Source organism: Pseudomonas sp. OV226, from assembly GCF_003148705.1.
Classification (GTDB): Bacteria; Pseudomonadota; Gammaproteobacteria; order Pseudomonadales; family Pseudomonadaceae; genus Aquipseudomonas.
Genome location: NZ_QGGS01000015.1, coordinates 55699 through 67593, shown reverse-complemented (window position 1 = coordinate 67593; position 11895 = coordinate 55699). Strand labels below are relative to the sequence as shown.

Genomic DNA, 11895 nt, shown 5'->3' with positions numbered 1-11895 from the left:
TAAACAGGGGAAGTGAGGCGCCAGGCTGAAGTGCCTGAACGGGCTGCCTGATCACTTGACCCCTGGCCGTGATGACGGTTCAACGTAATTTCGTGAGGGTTAAAGCCCTTGCTGCAACGCGGGATCATCCGGGTTGAGTTGTTCCAGTTGTGCCAGCAGGATTTGCACGTTCTGCAACTGTCCGCTTTCCTTCCAGTAGTTGATCAGCAGCACTCGCGCCTTGCGATCGGACGGGTGACGCTGGACGATTTCCTGTAACTGTTTTTGCGCAGCCTCCAGCTCTTGCTCAAGGTGCAAAGTGGTCGCCAGGTCGTAGCGATATTCCTTGTTGTCAGGCTCCAGCTCTACGGCTTTGGAGAGGCCGAGGAGGGCGAACTCACTCTGTCCGTGGTGCAGCAACCACAGCCCCAGGGCGTGTTGCAGATACGCTGAGTCGGGTTGCGCCTTTAACTGTTTCGCCAACAACTGGCGCGCGGCATCGCTTTGGCCTTGCCGGTCGAGCACGTCGATTTGCATCACCAGCGCCGGCAAATTGCCGGGTTCCAGCTGCAACGTGCGGTCCAGCGCCTCTTGTGCCTCTTTCAATTCGGCGTTGTGCAGGTGCAAGCGCGCCAATTGGTATTGGTTCTGCGCGCTGGGTGGCTGACTTTGAAGGGCCAATTCCCAGGCGTCGATGGCTTGCTCCAGCGGTCCGAAATACAACCCCAGCTCATCCGGCGAGAGCCCCAGCAGGGCGTTGACGGCTGCAAAACGCACGCTTGGCTCGCTGTCGTCGAGCAACGGGCCGATCAGCAGGCTGCGTTGCCCCGCGGACACCAGGCCGCTGATGCTTTTGATCGCGGCGATCCGCACGTCTTCATTGGCATTTTGCAGGTCCGCATCCGCCAGTTTCAGGGCTTGCGGGCTTGGGTAATTGGGCAATTCGGCATGCAGCCAGATACGCCGCTTGGCGGACAGGTCAGGGCGTGCCAGTTGTTGGTATAGCACCCGTGCGGCTCCCGGTTGACCGGTACGTGCCTGAGTCAGTGCTTCGCTGTAACCACGCTTGATCGCCTCCGGGACCTCAGGTGTGGTGCTGCGCAGGAGTAACCAGGCAATAAAGACGGTAAACAGCACACAGAGGCTGATAAGCAAATAGCGGCGGGGCTGGGGCATGCAGGAATCCAGGAGCTGGCAAGCTTTTGCAAAGCTGTCAGCTTCGGTCAGGTCGGGCTGTGAGTCAAACGCTGACTTGGCCCGGTGTCGACGATTTAGCCTACAGGGTACGTCGACATTGAAACCTGTCGAGGCTCTGAAGCAGTGACTACGCTTGCTAGAGATGACTCGACGAGTATTCCCATGCAACCGCTGCTCCAATACTTCAAGGCAATGCTCAATCCCGGGCAAGCGGTGCTGCTGTTTGCCTTGAGAACCATCGCGGCCGGGTTGTTGACCCTGTATCTGGCGTTCCTGTTCGACCTCGACCAACCCAAGTGGTCGATCATGGCGGTGGTCATCGTCAGCCAACCTCTGGGTGGCATGGCACTGGCCCGCAGTTTCGGCCAGGTCATCGGCACCACAATGGGCGCTGCGGTGGCCGTCCTGATCATGGCGATCTTTCCCCAGGCGCCGCTGCCTTTCATCATTACCCTGGCCCTGTGGCTGGCGCTGTGCACCGCCGGTGGCACCTTGTTGCGCTACACCAGCTCCCAGGCATTTGTACTCAGTGGTTACACGGCTGTGGTGGTGGCGCTGTTGGCCATACCGGATCAAGACGGCACCTTTCTGCTGGCGATTACCCGTGTTACCGAGACGCTGCTGGCGGTGGCGTGCGTCTGCGTCGTCAGCCTGTTGACCGCGCGACCGGAGGCCGTAGCCCGGAGTTATTTCACCAAGATCGATCAAGTGATCAAATTACTGGCGACACACGCCGCAGCGGCGATTCGAACCGAAGAATCCGAAGCTGATTTCCACCGCCGGCAAATGCAGTTATTAGGCGAAATCAGCGCCCTGGAGGGATTGCGCCGGCACCTTTATTTCGACGCCCCCCGACTGCGTAGCGCCGATGGCCTGGTGCAACTGCTGGGAAACCAATTAGTGTTGCTTACCTCCCGGCTGACGGCCCTGCGTCACCAGCGTCAACTGCTGGCTGAGCGCTGGAAAGGTGATTTGCCCGAAGAAATACAGCGTTTGCGCGCCGAAGAACTAGCATTTCTTGATGAGCTGGCCCTCAAGGGACGCTCGCTTTCACCCGATGATCGCCATCATTTTTCGGCATTGCAGCAGCGATTTGATGATCAGGCCTACAAGGCTGAACAACTGACTGAAGCCATGCCGGCGACGCTGCGCTCATTGGCGTGGGCGCTGCGCTGGGAGCAGGCGCGGATGCTGCAGCAACTGGAGCAGATTCTGGAGTTGAGCGACGCCATTCAGGAGGAACGCCAGGCCAGTTGCGTGTTTCGCGGGCAGGAAAACCCATTGCATCTGGATTACACCCTGGCAGCGATGAACGCGACCCGGGCATTTACCGCGTTGCTGGTCGCCGGGCTGATCTGGATCGAGACCGGTTGGGACGGTACGCGGGGCGCGATGATCCTGGTGGGGATCCTTTGCTCCCTGATGGCAACGTTCCCCAGGCCGCTCCTGGCGGCGCAAAGCTATGCAAGGGGGCTGGGCCTGGCGTTGGTGGTGTCGGCGCTCTATCAATTCATGCTGATACCCATGATCAGTGATTTCCAGCTATTGGCATTGCTGTTGGTACCGTTGTTGTATGCCGTCGCGGTGGGGCTTGCCACGCCTGCCACCACCGGGACAGGCATCGGTCTTGGGCTGACGACATTTCTTTTGTTTGGACCGCAAAACGTCGGGATAGGCCAGAACAGTGCGATCCAGTGGTTCGAGTTTGCCGGCGCATACATCAGCGCAACCGTCCTGGCCTTGAGCGTCTTCGCGTTGATTTTTCCGTTCAGGCCTGACTTACGGATTCGTCGGCTGTTCAAGGAGAATTGCGAGCAGGTCCACGCCTTGATGAAAACATCGGCCGCCGACGAACATCAATTTGCCTTCGAAAGCCGTATGGTCGATCGATTGACCATGATGTTGGGATTATTGCCGGCCACCAGCGACAAGTCTTCCGGGGAACTGTTTCAGGTCAGTCTCGGGTGCATGGCTTTGGGCGTTGCACTGAACCAACTCCGGCAGCAGGGGCAGGGCAACACGTTGTTGAGTTCGGAGCAACAGCAACGGTTGCTGACTGCGGTGCGCGATTGCGGAAGGTGGGTTGCCGGGCGGCCGGGGATAGACCTCAACCGGCTACTGGGGGATTTGCACACCTTGGGCGACGAGATGGACGATCTGCATCTGGTGGTTCACGAACAGCTGTGGTCGGTGTTCCGAATGCGCGTGGCACTGCTGATCGTCGAGTCGTTCATCCAGCGATATCGCGAGTACTTCCAACCTGTGGACACAGTAGGAGCGCCAGCCCTTGCCCATTGATTTTGAACTGGGTGGCGTGTATTTGCCGCCTATCGCTCAGGCACTGCTGTTGGCGCTGCCGATATTTCTGGCGCTGGATTGGGGCTTGCGTCGCCTCGGCGTGCTGCGTTTCGTCTGGCATGAAGCGTTGTTCGAGGGCGCGCTGTATGTCTGCGTATGCGCAACGTTGATTTTGCTGATGGGAGCCTGATGCCTTGAAGAAAAACCTTGCCCGATTCGCAACACTGGCTGTTGTACTGTTGGCCTTTCTACTTGGCTGGTTTGCCTGGCAGCATTACACCCGATCCCCCTGGACCCGGGATGCACGGGTTCGTGCTGATGTGGTGACCTTGTCTGCCGACGTGTCAGGGCGCATCGTCAAGTTGGCCGTTCAAGACAACCAGCATGTTGAAAAAGGCCAGTTGCTGCTGGAAATCGACCCGGCTCGCTACACCCTCGCGGTGGAGCATGCCAAACGGTCTGTGGAAGTAGCGAAGGCTTCGCTGGGGCAATCACAGGCGACGATTTCCGCCAGCGAGTCGCTGCTCAGGCAGCGGCAGAGTGAGGAGCGTCGGCGCCGTACGCTAAAGGACCGCTCGGCGATCTCAGGGGAGGAGTGGGAAAAAGCCAACACCGACGTATCCGTGGCCGAGGCCGATCTACTGCGTAACCAGGCCAATCTGATTTTGGCCCAGGCCAACGTGCAGCTGGCGATCGCGGCGTCGACTCAGTCTGAACTGGACTTGCAACGCACCCGGGTCGAATCGCCCGTCACGGGCTATGTCACCAACCTGCTGACCCGTCAGGGCGACTATGCGTCTGCTGGCGGCCCACTGTTGGCTCTGGTGGACAGCAATTCGTTTTATGTCAGCGGTTATTTTGAGGAGACCAAATTGCCACGGATCGGGCTGGGCGACCGGGTCAACATCGAGTTGATGAGCGGCGAAGCCTTTGGCGGCACGGTGCAAAGCATTGCTTTCGCCATCGCCGACCGGGAAAACCTGCCCGGCGGGCGCTTGCTGGCCAACATTAACCCCAGTTACACCTGGGTCAAACTGGCGCAACGGGTGCCAGTGCGAATTGAGATTGACGCCGACTATCCCGGTAAAAACCTCCTGCGCGCGGGGACGACGGCCACGGTGAGCGTTCTGGAAAACCGCGAAGCCCGGGATCATCAGTAATCCTTGAAGCAAAAAAAAGCCCTGCGACCGAATGAGGCGCAGGGCTAAAAAAATGGTTGATTGTGACCAACCAAAGGAGCTCTTCAAAAGCTTACTTGCTGGCGACCGTCTCGGGTTGCCAGCCACCGCCAAGGGCTTTGTAAATCGCGACAATGCCGCGATACAGATCGGTTTCGGCCAGGGCCTGGGAGTCTTCGGCCGCCAGTCGCTCGCGTTGGGCATCCAGCAGGACGAGGAAGTCGGTACCGCCTTCGCGGTAGCGAATTTCGGCCAGGTCAGCGGCGGCACGGCTCGATTCGCTTTGACGAATCAGTGAGATCAATCGCTGCTGAAGTTTGCCGTAATCGCTGAACGCATTTTCCGACTCTTCCAGCGCCAACAGCACTTGCTGCTCGTAAGTCGCCAGCGCGCCTTCGGCATCCGCATCGGCACCGCGCAAACGGGCCTTCACACTGCCCAGGTCAAACGCGGCCCAGGTGATGCTTGGGCCCAGCGCCCAGGCGTTGGCCGCCGAGGAACCGATTTGCGACCCGCGCCCGGCGGTAAAGCCGAGGAAACCGCTGAGGCTGACCCGGGGGAACAAATCAGCCTTGGCCACGCCGATGCGGGCGGTGGCAGACGCCAGTTTGCGCTCGGCGCTCAGGATGTCCGGGCGACGTTGCAGCAGTTCACCCGGATCACCAATCGGCAGCGCTTTGGCAATGGCCGGCAAATCTTTCGGGCTCAGGTCGACTGTCAGCTTTTCCGGACGCTCACCCAGCAGGGTGGCGATGCGGTTTTTCTGGCGAACCTGTTCGGCCTGCAGTTGCGGCACGCTGGCTTCGACGGACGCCAAACGTGCGTCGGCACGCTCCACGTCGAGCTGATCGCCGACGCCGGCATCACGCAGGCTGATGGTGATTTTGCGCGACTCTTGCTGGTTTTCCAGGTTGGCCAAGGCGATCTTTTCACGCAATTGCGCACCGCGCAGTCGACCGTAGGAATCCACCAGTTCGGCAATCATGGTGACTTGCAGTTGGTACAAATCGGCTTCGAAAGCCTGTTGTTCCGCGTTGGCGGATTCCAGGTTGCGCTGGATCCGGCCAAACAGGTCGATCTCCCACGCCATGTCCAGACCAAGGTCGTAGCGCTCACTGTTAACCCGGTCAGTAGTTTCGCCCGGGATTTGCCCCTTGCCCAGGTCACTGCTGACTCGGCTGGTGATGGTCGGCATCGCGTTGTTGCTGACATCATCGCGAATCGCCCGAGCCGCTTTCCAGCGTGCGAACGCCACGCGCAAATCCCGGTTGCCTTGCAGTGATTGAGTGACCAACTGGTTCAGGGTCGGGTCCTCGAACTGCTGCCACCAAATGCCTTCGAAGTGCGAGCGGTCGAAGTTTTTCTGACCGGCCGCGCCATCGGTGGCGGCGGTGATGTTGGCCGGCTCCGTGGCTGGGGTCTTATAGTCCGGGCCGACGGCACAGGCACTCAGGGCCAGTGCCAGCAGGCTCGGCAGGAAAGCTTTCAAACTCATTGATGCGACTCCAGTTTCAGGGCCTTGGCCGCTTTGCGCGCTTCACCGCGTTCCACAAAGTTGCGAATCAATACGTAGAACACAGGCGTCAGCAACAGACCGAAGAAGGTCACCCCGAGCATCCCGGAGAACACCGCCACACCCATGGCGTGACGCATTTCGGCACCGGCACCGCTGGAGAACACCAGCGGCACAACACCCATGATGAACGCGAAGGAGGTCATCAGGATCGGACGCAGACGCAGACGGCAAGCTTCCAGCACCGCCGCGAGCGGGTTGAGGCCTTCCAGCTGTTTGTCCTTGGCAAACTCGACGATCAGAATCGCGTTCTTACAGGCCAGCCCCACCAGTACGATCAAGCCGATCTGGGTGAAGATGTTGTTGTCGCCGCCCGACGCGATCACACCGGTAATGGCCGACAGCAACGTCATTGGTACGATCAGGATCACCGCCAGTGGCAGGCTCCAGCTTTCGTACTGCGCCGCGAGTACCAGGAACGCCAGCAATACGCAGAGCGGGAACACGAACAGCGCAGTGTTGCCGGACAGAATCTGCTGGTAGGTCAGGTCGGTCCATTCGTAGGTCATGCCGTTTGGAAGTTCTTCCTTGAGCAGTTTCTCGATGGCTTTTTCCGCCTGGCCGGAGCTGTAGCCGGGGGCTGCCGCACCGTTGATTTCAGCGGTGATGAAGCCGTTGTAGTGCATCACGCGGTCTGGGCCGGAGGTGTCGCTGACCTTGATGAAGGTCGCCAGCGGGATCATCTCGCCTTTGTTGTTACGCACTTTCAGCTGGCCGATCTGGTCGGATTCGAGGCGGAACTGTTGCTCAGCCTGAACGTTGACCTGATAGGTACGACCGAAACGGTTGAAGTCGTTGGCATACAGCGAACCCAGGTAGATCTGCAGGGTGTCGAAGATGTCGCTGACGGCGACGCCGTGGGTCTTGGCTTTTTCGCGGTCGATGGCAGCATCGACCTGGGGCACGTTCACGGTGTAGCTGGTGAACAGGCCGGCCAGTTCCGGCACGTTGTGGCTTTTGTTGATGATGTTCATGGTTTCTTTGTACAGCTCTTCGTAGCCCAGGTTGCCCCGGTCTTCGATTTGCAGGCGGAAACCACCAATGGTGCCCAGGCCTTGTACTGGTGGCGGCGGGAAGATCGCCATGTAGGCTTCTTGAATCCCGGCGAACTGACCGTTCAAGGCTCCGGCGATTGCACCCGCGGACATGCTCGGGTCTTTGCGCTCGTCGAAAGGTTTCAGGGTCACGAACACGATGCCGGCGTTAGGACTGTTGGTGAAACCGTTGATCGACAGGCCCGGGAAGGCCACCGCACTTTCCACGCCAGGCTGTTTCAGGGCCAGGTCGGACATGCGCTTGATCACGTCTTCGGTACGGTCCAGGCTCGAGGCATCCGGCAGTTGAGCGAAGGCCACCAGGTATTGCTTGTCCTGGCCGGGTACGAAACCGGTCGGGGTGTTGGCGAAACCGAAGAAGGTCAACACCATCAGGCCCGCGTACAACAGCAGGGCGATGCCGCTGCTGCGGATAACCCGGCCCACGGTGCCGACATAACCATGGCTGGCCTTGTCAAAGAAGCGGTTGAACGGACGGAACAACCAGCCACCGAAGATCTTGTCCAGCACCTTGGAGAAACGATCTTTCGGCGCGTCATGACTTTTCAGCAAGACGGCAGCCAGTGCTGGCGACAGGGTCAGCGAGTTGAACGCCGAGATCACGGTCGAGATCGCAATGGTCAAGGCGAATTGCTTGTAGAACTGGCCAGTGAGGCCCGAAATGAACGCGGCCGGGATAAACACTGCACACAGCACCAGCGCCGTGGCAATGATCGGACCGGTCACTTCACGCATGGCACGCTTGGTTGCTTCGACCGGCGTCAGTCCCAGTTCGATATTTCGCTCGACGTTCTCCACCACCACGATCGCATCGTCCACCACGATACCGATGGCCAGTACCAGGCCGAACAGCGACAGGGCGTTCAACGAGAAGCCGAACAGGTGCATGACGGCAAACGTACCAATCAGCGAAACCGGCACCGCTACCAACGGGATGATCGAGGCGCGCCAGGTTTGCAGGAACAGGATCACCACCAGTACCACGAGGATCAGCGCTTCGAAGAGGGTATGAACCACCGCTTCGATGGAACCGCGCACGAAGATCGTCGGGTCATAGACGATGCTGAAATCCATGCCTTCAGGGAAGTTCTTCTTCAGCTCGGCCATTTTTGCCCGAACTTCATTGGAAATTTCGATGGCGTTGGAGCCTGGACGCTGGAAGATCGGGATCGCCACGGCCGGTTGGTTATTCAGCAAGGAACGCAGGGCGTATTGACTGGAACCCAGTTCGACGCGAGCAATGTCTTTGAGGCGAGTGATTTCACCGTTATCGCCGGAGCGAATGATGATGTTCTCGAACTCTTCCTCAGAAACCAGGCGACCTTGAGTGTTGACCGACAGCTGGAAGGCGGTGGCATTCGGCGCAGGCGGCGCGCCCAGTGCACCGGCAGCCACTTGACGGTTCTGTTCGCGAATCGCGCTCACCACGTCGGTTGCTGTCAGGTTGCGCGAGGCGGTCTTGTTCGGATCGAGCCAGACCCGCAGCGAGTAATCGCCCATACCGAACAATTGCACGTCACCGACACCCCCCAGGCGCGCCAGCTCATCCTTGATGTTGAGCAGGGCGTAGTTGGAGAGGTAGAGCATGTCGTAGCGTTTGTCCGGCGAGGTCAAGTGCACAACCATCGTCAGGTCGGGCGAAGCCTTGTCGACGGTGATACCGATGCGCGTCACTTCTTCTGGAAGTTTGGGCTCGGTGCGGGTTACGCGGTTCTGCACCTGCACTTGCGCGTTGTCCAGGTCAGTGCCCAGCGCGAAGGTGATGGTGAGGGTGATTTTGCCGTCGGCGGTGGACTGCGAGGACATGTACAGCATGTTCTCGACGCCGGTAATGGCTTGCTCCAACGGGGCGGCCACGGTTTCACCAATGACTTTAGGGTTGGCGCCCGGGAAGTTGGCACGGACCACAACGGTGGGCGGCACGACTTCCGGGTATTCGCTGATCGGCAACTGGAACAGCGAGATGGCGCCGGCGATCAGGATCAGCAGCGACAGCACCGCTGCGAAGATCGGCCGTGAAATGAAGAATTGAGAAAAATTCATCGGAGTTTTTGTCCCTTAACCGCGTGGGGTCGCAGCAGCCAGTTTCACAACCGAACCCGGCGCGACCTTGGCAGGTGCGACTTGGGGCAGGTTGCTGGCTTCCAGCGCTTGTCGTTGTTGAGCCAGGGCGGCGATGGTTTGTTCGCTGGCCATCGGGATCACTTCAGGGGTGACCGGCGAGCCAGGGCGAACCCGTTGCAGGCCCTTGACGATGACCGTGTCGTCCTTGTTCAGACCGCTACGCACGATGCGCAAACCTTCGATCTTCGGACCCAGTTCGACGGCGCGGTAGGCCGTTTTGTTGTCGGCATCCATCACCAGCACAAACTTTTTACCCAAGTCGGTACCCACTGCTTCGTCATTGATCAGCACGGCGGAATACGTGCCGCTGCCCACCAGTTTCAGGCGCGCATAAAGGCCCGGGGTGTAGCTGCCGTCGGTGTTGTCGAATACAGCGCGACCGCGGATGGTGCCGGTTTTCGGATTGACCTGGTTGTCGATGAAGTTCATCACACCCTGATGCGGGTTGCCGTCTTCGTTGGACAGACCCATGTAAACCGGGGTGGTGGCGCCGCGTTTACCTTGGCGGGCAAGCTGGGTGTACTTGAGGAATACGCGCTCGTCTGCGTCGAAGTAGGCGTAGACCTTATCGGTGGACACGACGCTGGTCAGCGGTGTGGTATCGGCGGTCACCAGGTTGCCGGCGGTGATTTCGGCACGGCTGACACGACCACTGATCGGGGCGGTGACACGGGTGAAACTCAGGTTCAGTTTGGCCAGGTCCAGTTGCGCCTGAAGGGCACCGACGGCGGCGCGGGCTTCTTGAGCGGCACTGGTACGCGAATCGGCCAGTTCGGCAGAGATCGCGTTGCTGGTGCGCAGGCGTTCACCGCGCTGGGCTTCGTTTTCACTGCGAGTCGCATTGGCGCGGGATTGGGCGACCAGGGCTTCGAGGCGGCGGACCTCAGCCTGGAACGGACGCGGGTCGATCTGGAACAGCAAGTCGCCTTTCTTGACCAGTGCGCCTTCAGTGAACGCCACTTCATCAATCTGCCCGGAGACTCGTGGGCGAATTTCTACCGTTTCCGGGGCTTCCAGGCGCCCGGTAAATTCGTCCCACTCGTTGATCGGTTGTTCCAGCACCTTGGCGACACTGACTTTGGCCGCGGGCATGGTGGCGGCAGACTCCGGAGCCTTGCCGCAAGCGCTCATCACCACCACGGCCAGCAGGGCCAACGGGAAGCGCAAATGTTTGAGTGACTGTTCCATGGATGCATCCGCCAATGTATTGAGATGGGCGGATGATGAGCGGCGAGGGTGTATCTCACGAATCGAATGAAGCGAAGGTAACTATCATTCGGAATGATATGAGGCTCGGGCGAGCTCTCTAGCTTGCACCTTGCGTTGGTGAGCTATCAACGGGCTTGATGGAAATTCTGTGTTGCTGGAAAAGCATCAATCAGTCTTGAAACCGAGGTGAGGCTATCGCGGGCAAGCCTGGCTCCTACATATCGTGCAATGGCCCTGTAGGAGCAAGGCTTGCCTGCGATAGCGTCGGCGACATTCATACGTATGTCACGTCAGGCTGTCCGGATCCCCGAAGAACATCTGAATCCGTGAACGCAACCAGCGCTCGCCCGGATCATTGTCCTGCGACCCGCGCCAGGCCATGTGCAATTCAAAACTGCGCACCGGCAGCGGCGGATCTTCAGCCCGAACACCACCGGCAGCCGTCAGCGCGTCGGCCGTGTAGTCGGGCACTGTCGCGACGATATCCGTCCCGCTCAGCAGCGTGCTCAGGCCGTTGAACTGCGGCACCGCCAGTACGACATGCCGTTTGCGCCCGAGCTTTTCCAGTTCTTCATCTATAAAGCCGCTCAGGTCGCCAGCGAACGACACCAGCGCATGCGGTCGTGCACAGAAATCATCCAGGCTCAACGGCCCCGGCACTGTGTCGGCCCGCAACAGCTTCGGCATGCTGCGACGTAGTACTTTGCGCTTGGCGTTGGCCGGCAGGTCGGCGGTGTAGCTGACGCCAATGGAGATCTCGCCCGAGGCCAGCAGGCTTGGCATCAGAATGTAATTGGCCCGGCGCACCACCAGGACGATGCCCGGTGCTTCGGCCCGCAGGCGCTTGAGCAGCATCGGCAGCAGGGCGAACTCGACATCGTCCGAAAGGCCGATGCGAAACACCGCGGTGCTGGTGGCCGGGTCGAATTCCGCCGCACGACTGACCGCGGTGGAAATCGAATCCAGTGCAGGGGAGAGCAGGGCGAAAATTTCTACCGCCCGGGCGGACGGCTCCATGCTGCGACCGGTGCGCACGAACAACGGATCATCGAACAGCCCACGCAGGCGCGAGAGCGCCGCACTGATGGCCGGCTGGCCGAGAAACAGTTTCTCTGCAGCGCGGGTTACGCTGCGTTCGTGCATCAATGTTTCGAAAACGATCAACAGGTTCAGGTCGACACGACGCAGGTCATTACGATTCATCTGGAGTCCTGGCAGAGTCATCAAGCTTGACGAGAGCGGCCATATGAGAACAATGGCCGGCATGAATCTTACGGGGAAA

8 protein-coding genes are annotated in these 11895 nt (G+C 59.6%); 3 read left to right on the top strand and 5 right to left on the bottom strand.

Translation table 11 applies throughout. From position 1 onward, the window contains the following. Window positions 1-99: 99 nt before the first annotated feature. The gene (locus C7534_RS21435) at window positions 100-1155 is read right to left on the bottom strand and encodes a tetratricopeptide repeat protein (protein ID WP_046033142.1); all 1056 of its coding nucleotides are present in this window, start codon (window positions 1153-1155) and stop codon (window positions 100-102) included. A gap of 183 nt (window positions 1156-1338) precedes the next feature. On the opposite strand from C7534_RS21435, the gene C7534_RS21430 reads away from it, so the two are divergent. Genes C7534_RS21430 through C7534_RS21420 form a run of 3 tightly spaced genes read left to right on the top strand, consistent with a single transcriptional unit; the run spans window position 1339 to window position 4634 of the window. Continuing rightward, entirely contained in the window at window positions 1339-3474 is a 2136-nt protein-coding gene (locus C7534_RS21430) for an FUSC family protein (RefSeq protein ID WP_109786951.1), read from the top strand. Continuing rightward, window positions 3464-3664: a DUF1656 domain-containing protein gene (locus C7534_RS21425; protein WP_046033144.1), complete on the top strand. Its 201-nt coding sequence runs from the start codon at window positions 3464-3466 to the stop codon at window positions 3662-3664. The genes C7534_RS21430 and C7534_RS21425 overlap by 11 nt, the downstream gene beginning before the upstream one ends. Window positions 3665-3668: 4 nt before the next feature. After that, on the top strand, window positions 3669-4634 hold the full coding sequence (locus C7534_RS21420) for a biotin/lipoyl-binding protein (protein ID WP_109786950.1): 966 nt from the start codon (window positions 3669-3671) through the stop codon (window positions 4632-4634). 91 nt (window positions 4635-4725) lie between these two features. Here the strand turns inward: C7534_RS21420 and C7534_RS21415 are convergent, their stop codons facing one another. The 4 genes from C7534_RS21415 to C7534_RS21400 form a co-directional block, all read right to left on the bottom strand. After that, window positions 4726-6147: an efflux transporter outer membrane subunit gene (locus tag C7534_RS21415; RefSeq protein WP_109786949.1), complete on the bottom strand. Its 1422-nt coding sequence runs from the start codon at window positions 6145-6147 to the stop codon at window positions 4726-4728. Next, window positions 6144-9323: an efflux RND transporter permease subunit gene (locus C7534_RS21410; RefSeq protein WP_109786948.1), complete on the bottom strand. Its 3180-nt coding sequence runs from the start codon at window positions 9321-9323 to the stop codon at window positions 6144-6146. The genes C7534_RS21415 and C7534_RS21410 overlap by 4 nt, the downstream gene beginning before the upstream one ends. A 15-nt stretch (window positions 9324-9338) precedes the next feature. After that, the gene (gene mexE / locus C7534_RS21405; protein ID WP_046033148.1) at window positions 9339-10592 is read right to left on the bottom strand and encodes a multidrug efflux RND transporter periplasmic adaptor subunit MexE; all 1254 of its coding nucleotides are present in this window, start codon (window positions 10590-10592) and stop codon (window positions 9339-9341) included. A 306-nt stretch (window positions 10593-10898) separates the two neighbouring features. Next, window positions 10899-11816 (bottom strand): LysR family transcriptional regulator, encoded by a 918-nt coding sequence (locus C7534_RS21400; RefSeq protein WP_109786947.1) that lies wholly within the window; start codon window positions 11814-11816, stop codon window positions 10899-10901. Window positions 11817-11895 lie beyond the last annotated feature (79 nt).

Bases quoted from the DNA above. Each gene is read 5' to 3' on its own strand.
- C7534_RS21430 (WP_109786951.1), top strand. From the start codon at position 1,339: ATGCAACCGCTGCTCCAATACTTCAAGGCAATGCTCAATCCCGGGCAA.
- C7534_RS21435 (WP_046033142.1), bottom strand. From the start codon at position 1,155: ATGCCCCAGCCCCGCCGCTATTTGCTTATCAGCCTCTGTGTGCTGTTT.
- mexE (WP_046033148.1), bottom strand. From the start codon at position 10,592: ATGGAACAGTCACTCAAACATTTGCGCTTCCCGTTGGCCCTGCTGGCC.
- C7534_RS21415 (WP_109786949.1), bottom strand. From the start codon at position 6,147: ATGAGTTTGAAAGCTTTCCTGCCGAGCCTGCTGGCACTGGCCCTGAGT.
- C7534_RS21400 (WP_109786947.1), bottom strand. From the start codon at position 11,816: ATGAATCGTAATGACCTGCGTCGTGTCGACCTGAACCTGTTGATCGTT.
- C7534_RS21410 (WP_109786948.1), bottom strand. From the start codon at position 9,323: ATGAATTTTTCTCAATTCTTCATTTCACGGCCGATCTTCGCAGCGGTG.